This window comes from Salipaludibacillus sp. CF4.18 (assembly GCF_051262595.1).
Lineage (GTDB): Bacteria > Bacillota > Bacilli > Bacillales > Salisediminibacteriaceae > Salipaludibacillus > Salipaludibacillus neizhouensis.
This window is the reverse complement of sequence record NZ_JBIMEV010000049.1, coordinates 1-21,647: the sequence shown is the minus strand read 5'-3', so window position 1 is coordinate 21,647 and position 21,647 is coordinate 1. Positions and strand designations below refer to the sequence as shown.

General features: G+C 36.3%; 18 protein-coding genes and 2 pseudogenes. All 20 read left to right on the top strand.

Going from position 1 to position 21,647, the window contains the following annotated elements; translation table 11 throughout:
• The first annotated feature begins 54 nt into the window (after window positions 1-54).
• Window positions 55-303, top strand: a complete 249-nt coding sequence (locus ACHABW_RS20610) for a TRAP transporter small permease (protein WP_435758137.1) — start codon at window positions 55-57, stop codon at window positions 301-303.
• Complete coding sequence (locus ACHABW_RS20605; RefSeq protein WP_435758135.1) at window positions 281-460, top strand: hypothetical protein; 180 nt, start codon at window positions 281-283, stop codon at window positions 458-460. The genes ACHABW_RS20610 and ACHABW_RS20605 overlap by 23 nt, the downstream gene beginning before the upstream one ends.
• Window positions 457-1,745: pseudogene (locus ACHABW_RS20600) on the top strand (TRAP transporter large permease). Before ACHABW_RS20605 ends, ACHABW_RS20600 begins: the two are co-directional and overlap by 4 nt.
• Before the next feature lie 1,693 nt (window positions 1,746-3,438).
• Window positions 3,439-4,068 carry a chromate transporter gene (locus ACHABW_RS20595; RefSeq protein WP_435758133.1) on the top strand — a complete coding sequence of 210 codons (630 nt, stop codon included), beginning with the start codon at window positions 3,439-3,441 and terminating at the stop codon, window positions 4,066-4,068.
• A 16-nt stretch (window positions 4,069-4,084) separates the two neighbouring features.
• Window positions 4,085-4,624, top strand: coding sequence for a chromate transporter (locus tag ACHABW_RS20590; RefSeq protein ID WP_435758131.1), 540 nt, complete (start codon window positions 4,085-4,087; stop codon window positions 4,622-4,624).
• Between the two features lie 22 nt (window positions 4,625-4,646).
• Entirely contained in the window at window positions 4,647-5,849 is a 1,203-nt protein-coding gene (locus tag ACHABW_RS20585) for an ROK family protein (protein ID WP_435758129.1), read from the top strand.
• A gap of 848 nt (window positions 5,850-6,697) precedes the next feature.
• Window positions 6,698-7,795: an aminofutalosine synthase MqnE gene (mqnE, locus tag ACHABW_RS20580; protein ID WP_435758127.1), complete on the top strand. Its 1,098-nt coding sequence runs from the start codon at window positions 6,698-6,700 to the stop codon at window positions 7,793-7,795.
• 360 nt (window positions 7,796-8,155) lie between these two features.
• A complete protein-coding gene (locus ACHABW_RS20575) occupies window positions 8,156-9,625 on the top strand; it encodes a 4-hydroxyphenylacetate 3-hydroxylase family protein (protein ID WP_435758125.1) in 1,470 nt (489 codons plus the stop codon).
• A gap of 754 nt (window positions 9,626-10,379) precedes the next feature.
• On the top strand, window positions 10,380-11,438 hold the full coding sequence (locus ACHABW_RS20570) for a TAXI family TRAP transporter solute-binding subunit (RefSeq protein ID WP_435758123.1): 1,059 nt from the start codon (window positions 10,380-10,382) through the stop codon (window positions 11,436-11,438).
• A gap of 61 nt (window positions 11,439-11,499) precedes the next feature.
• Window positions 11,500-12,009: a hypothetical protein gene (locus ACHABW_RS20565; protein WP_435758121.1), complete on the top strand. Its 510-nt coding sequence runs from the start codon at window positions 11,500-11,502 to the stop codon at window positions 12,007-12,009.
• A complete protein-coding gene (locus ACHABW_RS20560; protein ID WP_435758159.1) occupies window positions 11,898-13,469 on the top strand; it encodes a TRAP transporter permease in 1,572 nt (523 codons plus the stop codon). The genes ACHABW_RS20565 and ACHABW_RS20560 overlap by 112 nt, the downstream gene beginning before the upstream one ends.
• Window positions 13,470-13,540: 71 nt before the next feature.
• Window positions 13,541-14,386 (top strand): MBL fold metallo-hydrolase, encoded by an 846-nt coding sequence (locus ACHABW_RS20555; RefSeq protein ID WP_435758119.1) that lies wholly within the window; start codon window positions 13,541-13,543, stop codon window positions 14,384-14,386.
• Between the two features lie 219 nt (window positions 14,387-14,605).
• Window positions 14,606-15,349 (top strand): MFS transporter, encoded by a 744-nt coding sequence (locus ACHABW_RS20550; RefSeq protein WP_435758117.1) that lies wholly within the window; start codon window positions 14,606-14,608, stop codon window positions 15,347-15,349.
• Complete coding sequence (locus ACHABW_RS20545; protein WP_435758115.1) at window positions 15,339-15,815, top strand: MFS transporter; 477 nt, start codon at window positions 15,339-15,341, stop codon at window positions 15,813-15,815. Before ACHABW_RS20550 ends, ACHABW_RS20545 begins: the two co-directional genes overlap by 11 nt.
• 88 nt (window positions 15,816-15,903) lie before the next feature.
• Complete coding sequence (locus tag ACHABW_RS20540; protein WP_435758113.1) at window positions 15,904-17,775, top strand: XylR N-terminal domain-containing protein; 1,872 nt, start codon at window positions 15,904-15,906, stop codon at window positions 17,773-17,775.
• Window positions 17,776-18,196: 421 nt separating this feature from the next.
• On the top strand, window positions 18,197-18,397 hold the full coding sequence (locus ACHABW_RS20535; RefSeq protein ID WP_435758111.1) for a reverse transcriptase domain-containing protein: 201 nt from the start codon (window positions 18,197-18,199) through the stop codon (window positions 18,395-18,397).
• Complete coding sequence (locus ACHABW_RS20530; protein WP_435758110.1) at window positions 18,394-18,672, top strand: group II intron maturase-specific domain-containing protein; 279 nt, start codon at window positions 18,394-18,396, stop codon at window positions 18,670-18,672. Before ACHABW_RS20535 ends, ACHABW_RS20530 begins: the two co-directional genes overlap by 4 nt.
• Before the next feature lie 194 nt (window positions 18,673-18,866).
• Window positions 18,867-19,700 (top strand): cytidyltransferase, encoded by an 834-nt coding sequence (locus tag ACHABW_RS20525; RefSeq protein ID WP_435758108.1) that lies wholly within the window; start codon window positions 18,867-18,869, stop codon window positions 19,698-19,700.
• A gap of 135 nt (window positions 19,701-19,835) precedes the next feature.
• Window positions 19,836-21,353, top strand: coding sequence for a 5-carboxymethyl-2-hydroxymuconate semialdehyde dehydrogenase (hpaE, locus tag ACHABW_RS20520; protein WP_435758157.1), 1,518 nt, complete (start codon window positions 19,836-19,838; stop codon window positions 21,351-21,353).
• Window positions 21,354-21,380: 27 nt separating this feature from the next.
• Window positions 21,381-21,647, top strand: a pseudogene (locus tag ACHABW_RS20515) (3,4-dihydroxyphenylacetate 2,3-dioxygenase); the annotation flags it as partial.

The window sequence follows — 21,647 nt, the reverse complement described above, 5'->3', positions numbered from 1 at the left end:
TAATGCTGTTTTTCACTGTGTTTCAAACGTTGTGTTACTATACTAGTCACATTGATGATAACCATTGATGTAATTGGTCGGTATTTTTTTAACAAGCCCATTTCAGGAAGCTTTGAATTAACAGAATTAGGATCAGCTATCCTAGTGTTTTTTGCGCTTGCTATTACGCATAAGTACAAAGAGCATAATGCTATTGGCTTTATTGTTGATAAATTATCTCACAAAGCGAGAAATATAATCGAAGGTATTATTGAGTTGTTCATTAGTGTAGTTCTTTTTTATGAGTTTGACTATTTTCATTGAAGCAATGCGCCTTATGGGACGGAATTTAACAACTAGTGATTTAAGCTTACCGGTATATCCATTTATCATCATCGCTTCTGTTGGATCGTTCGCCTTTGCATTAGTGGCTCTAACGAATGGGCTCAAACATTTTGTAAAGGCGGTGGATAATACATGAGTCCAGAAACAATAGGAATTTTAGGGATAATCGTATTATTGATTTATTTGTATTGAAAGTTCCTGTAAGTATTGCATTAATTTTTGTTGGAACTGTGGGATTCGGTTTCATCCGAGGGTTTGATACGGGACTTATTCAATTAGGAAGCCCCCCATTCGGTACAGCTAGTTCGTACTCTCTTAGCGTTATTCCTTTGTTTATATTTATGGGTATGATCCTTTCTTTCAGTGGCCTCGGACAAGATTTATTTCGTGCTGTAGATTCATGGCTAGGACATATAAAAGGAGGAATGACTTTAACCACCATTGGTACCAGTGCTATATTTTCTTCCATATCTGGCTCAGTCAATGCAACCACAGCAACTATGGCTCGGATTACGCTGCCAGAAATGAAAAAATACAACTATAGTCCAACGTTATCTGCTGCTTGTGTTGCAGCAGGAGGGACGTTAGGCATCTTGATTCCTCCAAGTGTTGTTTTAATACTTTATGGAATTTTAACGATGGAACCTATCGGTCAATTGCTCATCGCGGGTCTTATACCGGGTGTTGTTAATATGCTACTCTTTATGGTTGTTGTATATTTATGGGTGAAGAAAGACCCTTCCGCTGTCCTCCTTCTGAAAAATCAGACTGGGGCACGAGATTCCGATCAGTGTCCAAAGTATGCCCCTTCATGATTTTGTTTGTATTAACAATCGGAGGTATTTATTTGGGAGTATTTACCCCTATAGAAGCAGGGTAAGTTGGTTCTTTCGGTGCATTAATTTTATCGCTTATTACGCGAAGATTAAATATTAAGAAATTAATGGAATCTATAGGAGAAAGGACTCGTCTATCAGCGATGATCTTTTTGATCTTAATTGGAGCCGATATTTTTAGTCAATTCTTGTCTATTAGCCGAATTCCTGCTCAAATAACATGTTTGTTAACGGGCTTGATTGGTCGCCATTGATGATAATGATCCTCCTTGTTTATTTTGTTTTAGGATCGTTTTAGAAGGTATCGCTATATTAGTACTCACTCTCCCAGTTATTTATCCGTTAGTTGTTCAACTAGGATTTGACGGGGTTTGGTTCGGTGAAATTATGGTTATGAACATTGGCTTAATCACTCCACCACTCGGTATTAGCGTATACATCATTAGTGGTGTGATGAAGGATATCTCCATTGAGAGGATATTTAAAGGGGTTACTCCGATGATTGTAGCAATGGTAATTGCTGTTATCTTGTTTATAGTGTTCCCAGAGCTTATCACATATTTACCACAGTTAATGAGAGGTTAAGTCGAAACGAGTAAAGGATTATCTTCAAGTGGAGGTCTCACTTGAAGATAATCCTTTTAGTTGAGAGTCACCAATTCTGATGCATTGCTTTAAGTGAATTGGAATACTTTTACATAAATGAATCTTTTGACCACACACTTACTCTCATTTGTACACATTTATGTGCACAGACTTATTTTCTAGATGGACTTAATTAACTCAATTGTTTTGTAGGTGATTAAGGTAGTGTCTATAAGTTTGTGTAATCTAGTTAGGGTATCACTCAGCACTAGGGGGTAGAGGTTCATTTTCCACCGTATCCTTGTGGGAATCAGAAGCCTCTTGATCCAGTCCATTTAGGTTCAATAATACTAACGAAACAGGCGCTCTCCCCTTTATTCCTAAGTTACAGAAGTTTATTTTCATGGTAGTTGAATAACCAAAGCCTGCCTGATAATCATACATATGCGTTTAAATGAGTTTTGAAAATTTTAGTGAATAATTTAGGAGAAAATGTATTGACATTATCTCCCCAAGATCTTTAGGCAAATCACCATATGTATTAAATCCTCTAGCAATTAGGTACCTTATCACTTTTTTGCTTCTTGAAAAGTCTTGGGGGTCCATCTTCCGCTTAATCATGTATTTATTCATTTTTAGTAGATGACCTTCGCACACAATTTCTTTATCATCCCATTTCTCTAACACTTAAGTAACTCCCCCAACCATAAATTATTTATAAAAAACGTACGCTCCCCACATGTTTCTAATGAAGGTAACGAAGGCTTGAGTTGCATGGATTAATAAAGATTTGATTATTAAAAAATCGTCCATACGTGATAATCGTTCGACCTTTCATACTAACTTAAAAGATTATTCTACAATGAAAGTGAAATTCCTCTATTACGCGGTCCAAAAGGATGTGGCTTTTAGTGATGGTTATCTTCATTCCACAGTGAAGTATTTGAGCGAGTGATACTTGCACTAAGTTAGGGGCATGGTGACCCATCCACAAACCATGCAATTTGTATTTCAAGGGTAAGTGTGCTATTCAATAAAATCAAAGTATCCATCAAAAAGTTAAAGACTCTGCCTAACATCAGAACTTGTTTTGGGTCACTTTTTCCTTATGCTTTAGATTAAAACTATGATACTAAACATTTATTTTGTATCACTAGAAAAAATTGATTTCGAAGAGCTATTGCAACGAAACTTAAAGGGACAGTAAATACAAGTGTTATAACTGGGAACTCTCACCAGGTAGAAATGTTGTTTTCGTCGAACAGAGAGGCTCGAATCCGCTCTAGGCGGACGCTTTCCGCGGGCAACGACTTCAGCCTCCTTGGGAAAGTTCGCCCTGCGGGGTCTTCAGTCGTTGCTAATCCCGCAGGAGCGCTACTTCGAGCTTTTAAAAATCCAGGATTAAGAAAGCAACTGCTTCTACTTTAAATAAGACGCTACGCATTTTTCTTGTTTTAGGATATACGATTAGCCAGTCTATAGGGAATAAACTCTCGTAATTTTGTTATCCCAAGTAAACTTATAAAGTACATCAACTTTAACTCGTTATGAATTAAAGTTGATACAAACAACGCTTATATTTTATTTTTTATATAATTTATTAAAAATATCGGATAATTTAAACCAAAATGAAATAAAGTTTAGTATAATGAGAATATATCATCATTAAATTGAATTGAATGGATGTGAATCTATGAAATCAAAAACATTTAATACGAAGCTTTTAGTACAAATTTTCATGATATTTTTCAAAATTGGACCTGTTACATTTGGGGGAGGATATGCTATGATCCCACTTATTGAAAGGGAAGTGGTAGAAAAACGAGGATGGGTAAAACCTCAAGAAATTACGGATATTTTTGCAGTTGCAGAATCGGTCCCTGGTGCAATTGCTATCAATTCAGCAACCTTCATTGGTTATAGAGTAGCAGGGATCGCCGGTGCCATTGCAGCTATGACTGGTGTATTACTTCCCACTTTCTGCATTGTTGTCATGCTAAGTCTGTTTTTTTTGCAGGTTCAAGACAATCCAAAAGTTGAAGCTGCTTTTGTTTCTATTCGCGCCACCATTGTAGCTTTAATTACTTATGCTGCAATTAAAATTGGTAAAACAGCTGCAATTGATAAGACAACGATTATCCTTATAGCAGTTACAGTTGCTGTGATGTATTTTGTTCACATTCACCCGGTTTTATTAATAATTAGTGGCGGATTACTAGGTATTGGAATTATAGGATTAAAGAAGAAATTAGGCATGACGATTAAATTAGAAAAAGAAGATATGAAGCTGAACAAGGATTATTATTTAGGTTCAGGCATCTAGAAAAGGGGGGAACAACATGGTTTGGCAATTATTTATCACTTTCTTTAAGATTGGTTTTGTGTCCTTTGGCGGAGGGTATGCCATGATTCCTTTAATTCAAGCAGAAGTTGTGGAGCGTCATGGTTGGATGACTTCACAAGCGTTTACTGATGTTATTGCAGTGGCTGGGATGTCTCCAGGTCCAATTGCTACGAATAGCGCTATTTTCATTGGATACCAACAGGTTGGAATCATGGGTGCCATTGTCTCCGCTTTTGGGATGGTTTTACCTTCATTAATGATTATACTCACAATTGGCGCTATATTTTATAAAATTCAGAAAAGTCACTTAGTAAAATCTGCCTTTTATGGACTTCGATCTATCATTACTGGTCTTATTATTTACGCTGCGATATTATTTGCTGTGAATAATGGGCTAGTTTCCTCCATTTCATGGCATACTATAAGTTTACTACTGATTTTTGGCTTGTCCTTATTAGCATTAATTCGCTTTCGAATTCATCCAGTTTATGTCATACTAATATCAGGATTAGTAGGGGTCGCCCTATACGGATAACAGTATGATAGGAAGTGTAACCATGTTGCCAAGAGATATTATAAACGCTCGTAAAGCGAAAGAAGTTTATGGTGCGATACGTGGCCAAGGTGTTATTTCCAAAACGGATTTAAAAGAAAGTAGTGGTTTAACGGTAAGTACTCTCACTCGGCTGCTCGATGAATTAACTGAACAAGGTTTAATTCTTGAGGTAGGACTAGGAGAATCTACGGGAGGAAGGCGTCCTATTTTATTTCGCACGAATCCAACCTTTGCGTATGTATTTGGTTTGGATATTTCTCGAACCAATTCAAGACTTGTATTATGTGATTTACATCTTAATAAATTGGATCATTATATATGGAAGATGGATGTAACTATGACGCCGGACCGCTTAATTCAAGAATTGATTGAAGTAGTACAACAAATGCTTGAGAGACATCATATTAATGAGAGCATGATTTTAGGGATGGGGATTGGTGCGGTTGGACCGCTTGACCGGAAGAGCGGTAGAATTTTAGATCCCAAAAACTTTCCATCGCCTACTTGGAAAGATGTAGATATTTGCGGTATTTTCCAGGAGGAGTTAGGTTTTTATGTGACGCTCGATAATGGTACCAATGCAGCTATTTTGGGTGAGTATTGGTCTGATACAGGTGAAAACATCGAGCATTTGCTTTATTTACATGTAGGGGTGGGCATTCGTTCAGCTGTGATCTCGGGCGGCCAACTTGTATATGGTGCTGTTGATATGGAAGGTGCCGTTGGGCAAATGATTATCCAAAGCGATGGTCTTCCCCCAAGGCATACCACAGGGAATTACGGTAGTTGGGAGACCTATGTTTCTACTTATGCTGTAGAGAAAGAGGTAAAAAGTGCTTTAAAAATTGGAAAAGTCTCTGTCTTACAAAATTATAGTAACCGTATCGATGACATCAAATATTCTATGATTGAACAAGCTCTGAAAGAGAAAGACCCATTAGTCGAAGAGGTTGTAAATCAAGTCGCTTCCTATTTCGGTATTGGACTTGCTAACTTACTAAATATCCTACATCCTCAGAAGGTTATATTAGGTGGTCCACTTTTTTCAGATAATGAACTATTCTTTGAGCAAGCCATTCGAGTTGCTTTGAGTAAAACTTATCATGTGCCAACGTATAAGGTGTTGTTTGAAAAAAGTAAACTTGGTGATGATGCTGTAGCTATAGGAGCAACAGTTAATGTGATTAAACAGATAGCAGATTGATAAATCTGTAAACGACTGATTTTAGGGAAAGTAGAGGTTAATGATGTTGTAATAACATAATGGAAAGTTACGAAGAATTAGAGGTATTTGGGTTAAGACAGAAAGGACTAGAATTAACTTAAGGGGTTATTATTATAAGACCTTATATAACCCTTTCACGAACGTTTGTTTGATTTTATTATACCGAACATTTGTTCAAAAATAGTAATTCTCAGCAAATGGGATACTCATTTTATCTTTTAATAACTGTAGCTGATCTTTATTCAAATTATCTATAGAAATATGTGGCCGACCTAAATGTTTCCCTTGGGCTTTTGCGGCAGCAATTCTTTCTGCTTGTCGTTGGCGTATCTTCTTTCTTGGTCAGCAACATAAGCGAGTATCGATAAGAACAATAGATGTTTTTAACTAGTAATGGATCTATTCTATTGCTAGTTAAAATCATTAGCATTGCATAAAAGCTTTTTTCTTTTGTCAATAGATTTTGATGGAAAAAGTTTAATAACAATATAATTTTTGGAAATTAATTCTTTATAGATATAAAAAAAACGGCTCTATACTGAATGTTGTGGATACTTTGAATATTACAGTAAATTGAATACCCACATCATTTTTTGCCACTCGTACGTGTGAAATAGAGGAAATAGAAACTGACGAAATACTGCATGGTAGCAATGGAAATCACTAGTGGGTTTGGATTATAGGGTGTTAAAACAACTATACTTACTTTATATTAGTAGGCACTCTTGTCGTAAATGAGATACAGGAATCTTCCTGACAATCTTTCGAGTGGCATAGACTTTGAGTTATGAAAATTAATTTTGATAGGTGAAACGGAGGGGATAAGATTGAATAGTATAACAAGTACGGATAATAGACTACAGGAAATCATAAATAAAGTTGAAACTGGTGAGAGGCTTTCAAAAGAAGATGGAGTTTACTTATACAATTCAAATGATTTATTAACAATCGGACAGCTAGCCGACAAGGTTAACGTTAGAAAAAATAATAATCACGTGTATTTCATACAAAATATGACTCTATATTTTACAAATGTATGTGAAGCAGAGTGTGCTTTTTGTAACTTTAAGAAAAAACAGGGGGACAAAGGTGCTTATACCGTAAGTGGAGAAGAAATGATCGAATATGTAGAAAAAAATTATAATCCAAATGTCCGAGAATTCCACATTACTGGTGGTCATAATCCAAATGTGCCTTTCGATTATTATGTTGATTGTATAAAAAAGCTAAAGGAACATTATCCTAATGTATCAATTAAAGCACATACAGCAGCAGAAATTGAGTTTTTCTCAAGGATAAGTGGCTTAAATTATAATGACGTTTTAAAAACTTTAATGGATGCAGGCCTGGACACATTAACGGGTGGAGGGGCAGAAATTTTATCTGAACGCTATCGTAAGAAAATGGGTGTTGGAAAGGCTACGACTCAACAATGGCTTGAAATTCAATCAACCGCTCATGGGTTAGGACTTCGAACGCACGCTACTATGCTATATGGTTCTATCGAGACTACTGAAGAGAGAATTGAACATATGATTCAATTGAGAGAGCTTCAAGACAAAACAAATGGATTTTATGTATTTATTCCACTGGCGATGCAACCTAAAAGCGCTAAATTAGGGATCAAGCGAAGAAATTCTGCATTTGAGGATTTGAAAACATTAGCCATTAGCCGACTAATGTTAGATAACTTTCAACATATCAAAGCATACTTTATTAATATAGGTACGCAATTAACACAAGTAGCATTGACATTTGGGGCTTCAGATGTTCATGGAACCCTTCTTGAAGAAAGAATTAGTCATGCCGCCGGTGCTTTATCACCAGCGGGGTTAACACGAGATGAATTGATTCATTTAGTAAAAGGAGCTGATCGAGTACCTATAGAGAGAGACACATTTTATAATGAAATACAACGTTGGTAAGTGGATATTTTATTAACTAGAACCATTCCACCACTCAACCATAATAAAAATAATTAACTATAAAAGTCCAGCAACGCTTCTTAGAACAAATAGAAGGTTGGTGGACTTTTAAATTTGAGTTTATACCTTGTTCTTTGCTTGTAAATTCATAAAATTAACTTTAATAGTTCTAGAATAATTATAAGTAAGTCTGGAAAAGTAAGTATCTCCCATCGGAAATAAATGGATAGAAAATTTAAACAAACAAAAAACAACAAATAACATTTTGTTTTCAAACACTTTTTGTCGTAGTAAAGTTTTTGAAGATTCTTTATCATAGAATTAAGAAGAATATTCAATAAGTTAAAGGGAGATGATTCTATGCCAGCACGAACTGGGGAACAGTATTTAGAAGGATTAAAAAAAGACAATCGGGAGATTTGGTTGAACGGTGAACAAATAAAAGATGTAACCACTCACTCTGAATTTAAAGGTGCTGCACATTCCGTAGCACATCTTTATGACTTACAACACGAACACCCTGAAGTAATGTTAACAGAATCACCTACTACAGGAGACAAAGTAGGGACAACATTCATGTTTCCTAGAAGTAAAGAAGATTTAAAGCGTATTCAAGAAACCTCTAAGATTTGGGCAGAAGCTTCGGGAGGAATCATGGGAAGGAGCCCAGATTACCTAAATATTACTTTTGCTTGTTATGCAAGTAGGCTCGATGTGTGGTCGCGATATGGAAATGAACAAGGTGCTAAAAATCTTGGAGAATACTTTAATTTTATTAGAGAAAATGACTTATGCTTAACACACTGTATCGTTAATCCTCAAATTGATCGTTCAGTGGCAGAAGCAGAGCAAGGAGGAGGAGAAGTAGCCCTTCGAAAAATTGGGGAAACAGAAGACTCCATTATTGTATCTGGAGCAAGGATGTTAGCAACATTGGCACCATTCTCTGATGAATTAGTTGTGTACCCATCAGCAGGAGGGAAAGGAATGCGCCCTGAGGATGCTCCGTATGCTCTCGCATTTTCGCTTCCGATGGATACTCCTGGATTGAAATTTATTTGCCGTGATTCTTATAGTAAAGACCGTGATGTTTTTGATTATCCGATATCCGCTCGTTTTGATGAAATGGATGCAGTCGTCATTTTTGATGATGTGCATATACCAAAAGAACGTGTTTTCCTTGATGGAAATATTGAATTATTTCGTGAACTTACGGATGCTACAAATTGGAGATCCTATATTGTGTTCCAAGCAATGACAAGAGCGAATACAAAACTAGAATTTCTTTTTGGTATTGGTCATATGATTGCAGATATGACTGGCGTCAATCAATTTGATCATATTCAAGAAAAATTAGGTGAAATTTGGACAATGAAAGAAATGACTCGTTCTGCTCTAGTTTCATCGATTGAAGGATCTACGACTGTTGTAGATGGTATTTATGTACCTGATGAAAAACCATTAGTAGCATTAAGAGGTTTAATGCCAAATTGGATCCCTAGAGCAATGGAACTTATTCGTGTAATTGGTGGTGGTGGATTTATGCTTACACCAAGTAAAGCTGACTTAGAAGGACCACTAAGAGGATATATTGACAAGTACTACCAAGCAAGGAATGCACCAGCAGAAGAAAAAATACGTTTATTCCGTTTAGCTTGGGACTTTATAGGCTCAGATCTTGGTAGTCGTGGTGAACTTTATGAACGCTTTTACCTACTTGATTCCTTTAGAATGACAGCAGCAGCATACTTAATGGCTGACAAGCAAAAAGAAACCGATCTCGTTAATAATTTTCTAAATGAAGTTACCAGAGAAAAGGTAGAGAAGTAATAAACAATAGCAAGTGAAATTAATATTCTTTTTTTACTAAACACCTCTACTTTCATATTTGCTAGAAAGTAGAGGTGTTTTTCCATTACGTCTTTAAAAACCACAGGCTCTGCCTGTGAAAATAAACCTTTAAGGGTTGTAGTAGAAATTATATAAGTGCACTCATAAAAAAATGCAAGCATCAAGTTATTTAGTTAGATTTTTTAGTAGATTCAAATTAGTAAAGCTATTATTTTAATATAAAGATTATTCGCAATATATAAAAATATTTTGACGTAAGCAGTTTAAAGGGCTATAATGCAAATATAATTGGTGAAAGAAAGAATGTGTGTCCAGAAATTTTATTGCTTATGTTTTAAAAATCAAGAGTTTGAAAGCGCTTTATAAAAGGGGTTGTAGAAGTTTAATTGAAATTGCTATGAAGAGTCGGAGGATTAAGAATTTAGTGGAGAGATATTTGCGAACATTTTTATCTTGTTAACATTTTAATTATAAATTGATCAAAGCATTTTTTTTTTTTTTTTAAATATGATATATCATTTCGTATATTTTATCGTATTTAGAAAGATTGTTGCTACTATCTAAATGCTGGAGACAATGCGTAAAAGAAATATTAAATAGCTTCTCGGAATAACAAGGGCGGTTATGTAATTCGTAAAAAATACTGAGAGTTTAGATTGTGAAGTTACTATTGTATGGATTTTCAATGCTCGGCGAATGCCGAGAGTCTATTTAAATAAGAGGAGGAAGTTATATGATGAAAAATTTAAAAATTCACACTACAGTTTTATCCAGTCTAATAGTTTTGAGTGCGTGTGGTGGAGACAGTACAGGAACAGGTGAGGGGGAATCTTCTTCATCAAGCGGTGGTGTTAATATAGCTACCCACCCTGCTGGTCAAGGCTATCATGGAGCTGGTACCGGGTTAGCGGATGTTATTATAAACAACTCTGAACTACAAGTGTCAATAAGACCATATTCTGGTCCAGCTACGTGGATGTCCATCTTCAATAATGATCAAGAAGTAAACATGGGTTTTCTTTCACTTCCAGATGCAATCTGGGCTTACAACGGTGAAAACGTGTTCGAAGAAAGTGATAATATAAGAGCCCTTGTTGCCGGTAATGAAAATGTGTTAGGAGGCTATACAGTTAGACAAGACTCTGGTATTAATTCTCTCCAAGATCTTGAAGGGAAGTCGGTTGCTGCAGAATATCCAGGGAATAATATTATTAGTTCGATATTGGAGGCGGAGTTAAGTTCGGTAGGTCTAACATTGGATGACTTGGAACCTGTACCAATTTCAGACCCTAACGCTGGCTTGGATGCATTGAGAGAAGGAAGGGTAGATGCGGTATTTACAGGATCACCTGAAGCAGCGGGTGCACTTGAACTACATTCTGCAAATCCTATTAAAGCACTACCTTATGGTAACTATGTTGCTACAGAAATTGATAATATATCTGAGAGTGATCTAGAAGCACTAGAGACTTTTATTCCTGGTGCTGATATTACAGCTTTTGAAGGGGGTTATGTTGAGGAGGAGACTGCACTAATAACATATCCTACTATTTTAATTGGATCTGCTGATCAGCTTTCTGATGAAGAAGCTTATAATGTAGTGAAAGCATTATGGGAAAACTATGAAGAGTTACATGGTTTACACACATGGTTAGAATCCTGGAGGGAAGAAACAATGTTTAAACCAGACTTAGGTGTCCCGTATCACCCTGGGGCTGTTGAGTTTTTTAAAGAAATTGGAGTTTGGACTGATGAGGCTGAAGAAAACCAACAAGAATTACTTAATCAATAAGCATTGAAAAAAGTTGATTTCAGTAGAATTATGATAATGGTATAGCGAGGTGTTAGGTAAAATGGCCGATTATGAAAGTTCACGTTTTAGGAACCTGTCAGGTTATCAATTAAAAATTTGGAACGTACTTTTGTTTCTTATCCCGACGTTAGGAATAAGTTATATACTCTCTTTATATAGTTACTTTAGTATTTTGATTTATAGAGAACAATATATTGGTTTGTTTTTAGCTTTAATACTAACTTCTATCTATTTGGCTGTCCCTGCTAGAAGTAATGAAAAGAACAAAAAGAATGCTCCTTGGTATGATTTGTTACTCGCTTGTTTAGGTTTAACGGTAGGATTGTATATTGCTATATATTATCCAGAAATATTAACAAGCTTTGGAATAATAACACTTGAAAGATTGCTCTTAAGTGTCACTGCTATAGTTTTAATATTAGAGGCGTTAAGACGGTTATTCGGCTGGATTTTAACGGGGATCGTTATATTCGTAATAGCATATGGATTACTGCTCCATATTTCCCAGGTGCTTTACAAGGTCAGAGGACATCACCTGGACAATTATTAAACTATTTGTATTTAGACGCTAACAGCTTACTTTATATGTTAAACATAGCTTCCTCAATGGCGCTTGCTTTTATATTTTTAGGTCAAGCACTAATACACTTCAAAGGTGGAGATATGTTTAACGATTTTGCAATTTCTTTATTTGGACGATTTAGAGGCGGACCGGCAAAAATTTCCGTAGTTGGCTCAAGTTTTGTTGGTAGTATCACAGGTGGACCAGTTTCAAATGTCTTGTTGACGGGTAATATGACCATTCCATTAATGAAAAGAAGTGGTTATAGCAAATCCGAGGCTGGTGCTATTGAATCTGTTGCCTCAACTGGGGGGTTGATTCTTCCACCAGTTATGGGAATAGCCGCCTTCTTAATCGCTGAAAATCTCGGAATTTCTTATATGGAAGTTGCACTTGCAGCATTAATACCCGCTATTTTGTACTATATATGTTTATTTATGCAAGTCGATCTACGTGCTGGTAAAAGAGGACTGGCTCCGCTTCCACAACAAGCAATTCCACAATTCAGTAAGGTTTTAAAGACAGGTTGGATTCTTATCCCGGTGTTTACTATGCTCATTGCTTTATTATTTGTGTGGAGATATCCGCCATCGACTAGTGCTATATACACTGTACTCTTTACGTTTGTTATATTTCTTTTTCAGAAACAAGGTAGGAGACAGTATTTTTTAAAGATTAGAGATACATTTATTGAAACAGGGAAAACTTCTCTGGAGATAGGGATTGTACTAGCAGCGGCAGGATTAATTGTTGGAGTTGTAGGGGTTACAGGACTAGGGTTTAATTTGGTTCAGTCGTTAACTCAAGTAGGTGGTGAACAAGGACTTTTCATTTTATTAATTGTTAGTGCAGTTGTTTCAATAGTCCTTGGCATGGGAATGCCAGCTGTAGCTGCATATTCAATGGTAGCAGTGTTAATTGCACCTTCATTAATTGAATTAGGTGTCCAACCTGTAGCAGCTCATATGTTTGTATTTTATTACTCTATTCTTTCTAGCTTTACCCCACCTATCGCTGTGGCTTGCTTTGCTGCATCATCAATTGCAAGGGAAAACCCTCATAAAATAGGCTTAGAAGCTATGAAGTTTGGGGCAATAGCTTACATCGTCCCATTTTTGTTTGTATATTCTCCTTCATTGTTACTGGGGAGTGATGGGGGACAAAATCTCGTATTTACAGTAGCCACTATCGTTACAGTTATCTTTGGTTGTATTCTATTGTCAATAGGTGTAATAGGTTATTTGTTTGACCATTTGATTACTATGAAAAGATCACTTATTCTAGCATCTTCCGTTCTATTGTTTCTACCTATATATGAAACGATATATGTTACTCAAGTTATAAACGTAATAGGAGCTTTATTAGGCGGAGTAATTATTTTGCTAGAGTGGAAGAGAAAGCGTAGTAAACACTTTGGGCTATCTGAAACTAATATCGAAAACAGTTAATAATTAGTTTGGAATTCTAATAGAATTATATTTTCAGATTCATTAAAATAGCGAAAAAGGGGAAATGAATTATGCAATCTTTTTATCTCAAATTATTAGGAACAGGAAGCCCGAAGCCAAATAAAGAAAGGTCTGGTCCAGCTCAGGTTGTTATGATAGATAATACTCCTGTGTTAGTAGACTGTGGAGAAGGTACTACTCGTCAGTTATTAAATTCCAATATTAATCCAATTGAAGTAGAAAATGTAATATTTACTCATTTACATTCCGATCATGTATTCGGATACAGCCATTTCTTGTTAGGTGGATGGTCTCTGGGAAGAAAAAAATTGACTATTGTAGGACCTAAGGGTTTAAAAGCATTTCATGAAAAAGTTTTGGATATGTTTAAGGATGATATAGATTATCGTGTTTCTACTCTCGGAATCTCTGAGGAAGGTCTGTTGGATGTCAATATTATAGAATTGCCTAGCGTGGGAGGAGAGGTTCCACTTTCTGATTTAGATGTTGATATCACATATACTCCAGTAATCCATAATGTAGAGACTTTTGGCTTTCGCTTTCAAAAAGGGAATCAGTCCATAGTAATATCTGGAGATACCGCCCCGGTAAATAGCCTGATTGAGTTAGCAAAAGATGCAGACATTTTAATCCAAGATGCTGCGATAGTGTCTTCCGTATTTAATAATAAATCCTCTGATCCGAACATTTTAAGAATCTGGGATATTTTAACCAAAGAACACTGTACTCCACAGCAAGCAGGAGAGATAGCACAGGAAGCCGGTGTGAAATGTGTCGTGTTAACACACTTACTTCCGAACACTGATGAGGAAGAAGTTTATCAAGAAGCGAGTGAGCATTTTAACGGAAAAGTCATAGTAGGCCAGGATTTAATGGAAATTACTATTGATAATTAACTGTTCATAGTCAGGGTGATGAATGTTTTTCCTTACATATTTTAGTGGATTAACATTGGAACCGATAGGAGCATTGTTAATAGATATTATAGTTTGCATCTCCCAATATATCGAAATTACTATATTTAGAGAAATAATTTCTGCGGGGTTTCCAATTTCTTGAAAGTGAATTTACTCTAATAATTTATAATTAAAATCCATTTTGAAAAGGGGAATGCAGTGGGAGAGCCAATGTTAAGAACATCCATTTCGGATAAAAAATATCCACTTATGACGCTTGTCTTTTTTTGTAGTGGCTTACTAATTGTTTCGACTTTATTCTCGACCATTCCGTTGAATCCGGTGTTTATTACTCAATTTCGAATAACAGCCGAAAAAGCCGTACTAATTACCAGTGTTTGTTCTTTTTGTTATGCCCTAGGTACGGTTTTTTTTGCTCCGCTTTCTGATAGTCTTGGTAGAAAAAGAGTGATTGTATTTGGTCTTTTATTGTTAACGATTATTTCACCCATTATTGGAATGGCTTCAAATTTTAGTACAATTATAGTATTACGTGGCATTCAAGGATTTGTCGCAGCTTCGTTTGCACCAACTGCAATAACATTTATCACGGAACTTTATCCGTTTAAAAAGAAGTTGACTGCAATAGGTTTTATTAGTGCTAGTTTTATAATGGCAGGAATCGTAGGACAAGTTTACAGCAGTGTTGTTAATGGAGCTTTCGGATGGAACTACGTATTTTATATATATGGTATCCTTTATTTAGTTTTGACCATTATGTTTATGCTGGTGATTCCCGGAGATAAAGTTAGGGTGACTTCGGGAAGAGACCCAGTTTTTAGTCGATTCACTATTATTTTATCTAAGGAAATTTTTCTTATATGCTATTTTATTACAGTATTATTAATGTTGAGTTTTGTTGGTATGTACATGATATTTGAGGATTATTTAAGTGAAGTATGACGTTGGAGCTACACAAATATTGCAGGTCCGTTCTGCTGGAATTATTGGTATGCTAATTGCACCATTTGGTGGTAGACTAGCGGAGCGTTTTAGTCTGGTTAAATTAGTACGCAGTGGTCTTTTGATTGCGGCAATTGGCCTTTTTTTCATTGGTATATCAAACAGTATTTTGATTCTGACATTAATGAGTATCATTTTTACAGCAGGAATCTCAGTTACCATTCCATCTCTAATTGCATTTCTAGGACAACATGGTGGTAATGAAAAATCAGTCGCGATGTCATTGTATTCTTTCTTTCTTTTTGTCGGATCAACCATTGGACCATTGATAACTATTTTTTTAATGAGAACAGGAAATTATGTTCTTACCTTTTCAGTAATTTCTATTTTGCTGTTGCTCGGATTACTCTCTACGTTTTCTCTTTCAAATGTTGTTAGGGATGATGGAGAAAGTACTAGTTCTTGATTATCACAGTTATATTTTTAATTTCGAACTCTCAAGTCACTAACGCATTGTAGTGTTCCCCTAAAAAATATAGAAAAAGGTGAAGAAGATGTCGTTTGATCAAAATATTTATAAGTCTCGTAATGAAAAGGATGGGAAGATTTACTTAGATAATGAACGGATGATATTAACTTCCTCCTCTGTTTTTGGCACCCTTAGGAAAGATCTTATGGAAAACATAGGTGAAAGCCGTATGAAAGGGTTTCTTATCCGCTATGGATGGAACATGGGCGTAAATGATGCGAAAAGAGTGCTTAAGCAGAACTTCACATCCTATGAAGAAGTTCTAAGACAAGGACCTGTTTTACATATGATACAAGGTTATACAGAAGTGAAAAGATCTGAACTTAAGATTAAATACGATGAAAATGGATCAGTAGACTCCGTACATGTAGAGGGAGCGTGGACTAGCTCTTATGAAGCAGAAGGACATCTCCAACAGTTTGGAAAGGATGAATTCCCAGTCTGTCACACTTTGATAGGGTATGCGAGTGGTTATTATTCAGAAATTTGTCAACATACTGTCCTTTTTAAAGAAATAACTTGTAAAGGAACAGGAGCCAGTGAATGTTATTATGTTGGAAAATCACTGTCAGAATGGGACGGAGAAGTCGATGAGGAATTACAATATTATGAGAATGCAACAATCGTAAAAGAGCTCGAAACGACTTATGAACAACTGCTTAATGAACGTAATAACCTTTCCAAAACATTTGCCTTTCACAAGCGATTAACAGAGGAGCTTGTGAGTGGGAATGATTTACAGTCGATTGCTGATGTGGTTTTTAATGAAACCAAAACCCCGATACTTATAGAAGACTTCAAGTTCCAACCTTTGGCATATGCGGGCTTAAGTGACGATCGCTTTGAAGAAGTAGATTCGGATTTTAAGTCTAGGTTTCAAGAAAAAATGAGCGATAAAAATTATTTTTATCATACGAGAGAAGTTTCTGGTAAAATCCACGAACGTCTTATTACGCCAATTATGTTAAATAAAAACAAGCTTGGATATTGTTCTTTTGTGTATAGAAAAGAAAAAGAAGAAGTGACCGAAGTCGATCAAATGATTTTAGAGAGAGCTGCAACGGTTTGTTCTCTTTATATGCTAAATGAAAAAAATACATTTGAAGCTACAGAAAGAATGAAAGGTCATTTCTTGGAACAAATTCTTAGCGGAAACATATTATCTAATAAGGAAATCTTGAAACGGGGAAGTTACATTAATCTTAACTTAGAAAAGTCTTATTATATTACCGTTCTAAAATATAATAATCATTACGAGAGATCTAAAAAAGAGTTACTCTTTCATGAACAAGTGATGGACACTGTCTTAGAATATTTTAAAAAACGCTCCACTGTTTTAATTGGGCAACGTGATGGAAACATTATTTTGCTTATTCAAATGGACTCTCTTGGCAGTAATGTAGTTCAGTTATGTAATGATTTTATAGATCATTTAAAGGAATACTTTCCAAGGCGAACATTCAAAATGGGTATAAGCACGTTCGCGGACCAAATTCAGCAGGCAACTGAACATTATGATGAAGCGATAACAGCATTACAGATGACCACTTCTTCCAACAAACTAATTCAGTTTGAAGAGCTAGGTGTGGTTGGCCTCTTGATTCAATCTAAAGATAAAGAATCTATTAAACTAAAAGCAAAACAATTGTTAGGGCCGTTATACGAGGGGGGAAAAGATAATACAGACTTTATAAAAACCCTTTATGTCTTTCTAGTAAATGGAGGAAATCTTGAGAAATCTATGGAGGAGCTCGCTTTATCGATGAGTGGGCTTCGTTATAGAATAAAAAAATTGGAGGAAGTCCTTGGAAAAGACCTTCGAGATCCTCTTTCAGGTTATCAACTGTTATTAACTTTACAGGTTTTAATCGTCGAAGGAGAATTAAATATCGAATAGTCATTTGTAAAAAAATCCCCTCTCGCATAGTTTTCAGTGCGAGAGGGGATTTTTTTAGTGTGCCTGGCATGTCCAACAATTTGGTGGTGAAAGTCCACTACAGGCTTGGTAGTAGGAACTGTTAGCGGAACGCAGTGCTCATAACGCGATGAATCTTGCAAAGGAGTACTACGAAGAAGGATACCGGACAGTGGTTGATATCAACATGAAACAATATTTCGATACGGTTAATCATGACAAGCTAATGTTCTAAGTGGAAAAGCACATTAAGGATAAGGTAATTCTTGGTCTCATTCGAAAGATCCTACGAAGTGGTGTATCGATAAATGGTGAAGTTCATCCAACTGATATCGTTACTCCGCAAGGAAGAAATCTCTCCCCGATTTTAAGTAACATCTATCTGGATTAACTGGATAAGGAGTTGGAACAACGGGGGCATAAATTCATCCGTTATGCGGATGACTGTAACATCTATTTTAAAAGTAGAAAAGCAGGAGACCGTATCATGAAAAGCGTCACTGAATTTCTCGAGAAGAAACTAAAACTAACCGTTAACCGAGAGAAGAGTAAGGTAGGGAATCCAAAACAGGGTGGATCAACTACTAGGGGATTAGTTATATGAAAGGCTATATCGAAAGTATTGATCAATGGATCAGAAGAAGGATTAGGCAAATCATATGGAAACACTGGAAAAAAGTGAAGACGAAGTATAAGAGTCTTATGAAGCTCAAAGTACCCAAACAAAAGGCCTGGGAATCGGCGAATACACGGAAGGGTTATTATTGGCGCATCGCGTGCAGTTTTATTTTACACAGAGCCATTACAAACAAAATTATCGAAGGAATTGGTCTAAAAAACTTAAACCGACTCTTCGAGAAAGCACACTCAAGCTATTGAACCGCCGTATACTGATTCGTACGTACTGGTGGTGAGAGAGGTCGGGGGTTAATCACCCCCTCCTGCTCGATTGTTTATTTATTCAATAAACACAAAGTAGTAAAAAAAATTAAATTTTTAAACATAATTTGTCGTAGAGTTTTCTGTCACAATTCGGTATTCTTAATTTAGGATATTAAAGAAGGAGGAAGGAAATGGAGATTGTTTATTTGAACGACACGTCCGGAACTGTCTTCCACGATGTAGAACCTCATGTTATGGCTTTAGGTTTCTTTGACGGAGTCCATGTAGGTCATCAATATTTATTAAGGCGTGCAAAGCGTGTGGCAAAACAGCAGAATAAAACATTTACAGTCATGACTTTTTCCCCCCATCCGAACGAAGTAACGAAAGGTGAAATAGATCGTAAATATTTGACCCCATTATCTGTAAAAGCTGTAAAGATGGCTAATGAGGGGTGTGAAAAATTATTTGTAGTGCATTTTGATAAGTCCTTTGCAGATCTTTCACCAGAGAAATTTATAAATCAATATATTTTAAATCTCAACGTAAAACACGTTGTCGTCGGTTTCGACTTTACATTTGGTTTAAAAGCAAAAGGGGACACGGATTATCTTCGAAAAGAAAGTTTGAAAAAACCTTTTGATGTGTCTATTATTTCTAAAAAGACGCACCAAAACGCAAAAATTAGTTCTACGTTAATAAGAAATTTAGTTTCTAATGGAGACGTTCACCTTGTCCCAAGTTACTTAGGAGATCATCATAAGATAGTGGGACAAATAGACAATTTGAGCACCTCTTCGGTTGATACAAGGAGTATAAATACTAATAATCAATATATATTACCCGAAAATGGTTCATATCATATTCAACTGCATGACGGTCATCGAGAGTTTCAAGGATCTTTTCACTGTCTCGAAGGTGAGAAAAATGAAATAACCTTAGATGGGTGGGGAAAACTTAGTAGCCACACTTTTACAATTAAATTCATAAATAAAGTTTCTACTGCTAGTATGGTTTCTTTGTAAAATGGGGAAGTTTTTCCTTCTTCGGAGTAGGGAAATGAATAAAAAAATATATGATTTCATATACAATAGTATTATATGAAACATTTAAAATATTATAATAATTATATTATTTTATTAAATGAAAAGGAGAATGATATTGTGGGCAATCAAGTAACTGCTAAACAACAGGTTCCATTTGACAAAAAGGTAGAAGATATTAAGCTTTACATTGATGGAGCTTTTGTAGATGCGGAAAGTAAAGAAACATTTGATAATATTAGTCCGTTTACGAATGAAAAGATCAATGCTGTCGCTTCAGGAGATGAAACAGATATTGAAAAGGCTGTTAAGGCGGCACGAAAAGCCTATAAAGGTGAATGGGGAAATATGAAAATGAAAGATCGGCTAACGTACATATACAAAATTGCCGACTTAATTGATGAGCATATTGATGAAATCGCCCCTTTAGAATCTTATGACACGGGTCTTCCGATCAGTCAAACGAAAAAGATGGTTGCTCGAGCAGCGAATAATTTTCGTTTTTATGCGGAAATGGTATCTGCTCGTTTAGTCGGAGAAGTTTACCAAGTCGATGACGAGTTTTTAAACTATACGGTTCAAAAGCCGGTAGGAATTGCTGGTTTAATTACTCCTTGGAACGCGCCATTTATGCTGGAGACCTGGAAAATTGCTCCGGCCTTGGCGACAGGTAACACAGTAGTTCTAAAACCTGCTGAGTTGTCGCCACTTACTGCAAATCGCCTAGCGGAAATCATTGATAAAGCAGAACTTCCAGACGGTGTATTTAACGTTGTACACGGTTATGGAGAAACTGCCGGTGCTTCCCTCGTTGCTAACCCTGATGTGGAATTGATTTCCTTCACAGGAGAAACGACAACCGGGTCAGAAATTATGAAAAATGGGGCAGACTCCTTGAAACGCTTTTCCATGGAGCTTGGAGGAAAATCACCGATTATTGTATTTGAAGATGCAGATGTGGACCGAGCATTAGATGCGTGCACATGGGGGATTTTCTCTTTTAACGGGGAACGTTGTACGGCCAATTCCCGCTTGTATCTCCATGAATCGATCGCTGAGTCGTTTATCGAAAATCTGAAAGACCGTGTTGCGAACATCCGAGTAGGAGACCCAATGAGAGCGGATACACAAGTTGGCCCGCTGATTCATACGGATCATTACAATAATGTAAAAAGCTATATCGAGTTGGCAAAAGATGAAGGCTGTGAAGTAATCAGTGGAAATATACCTGGGGAACTGAATCGTGGAAACTATGTTGCGCCAACGATTTTATTAAATGCTAAGAACAATATGCGTATTGTCCAGGAAGAAATCTTCGGACCTGTCATTGCAGTGATGACATTTAAAGATGAAGCTGAAGTGATTGAACTTGCTAACGACGTTCGCTACGGACTTGCCGGATATGTATGGACCAAAGACATGCAACGGGGACATCGAGTAGCCCATGCTATTGATTCCGGAATGCTTTGGGTAAATTCCCAAAATGTTCGCGATCTGCGCACTCCTTTTGGGGGATCAAAGCACAGCGGTATTGGTAGAGAAGGCGGGCACTATGCATTTGACTTTTACACCGAAACGAAAATCATTCATGTAGCAATGAAAGATCACCACATTCCGCAGTTTGGTAAAAAATAATCTAATAGAAATAAAGGAGGAGAAAAAATGAATTTTGATATTATTCGTACCGGTCGTGCGGTTCTACATGTGACAGATTTAGAGAAGTCAAGAAAGTTTTATGATGCTCTTGGCTTCATTGAAACGGAAGCTGATGAGGAGAATATTTTTTACCGTGCTATTGAAGATCATAACCATCATTGCCTATGGTTAAAGAAAAAAGCAGAGCCAGCGGTAGAAGTCATTAGCTATAGGGTAAGTGCGGAGAAGGACCTTGACGAATTATCGGTTTTCTTTGAAAAACAAGGTTACGAT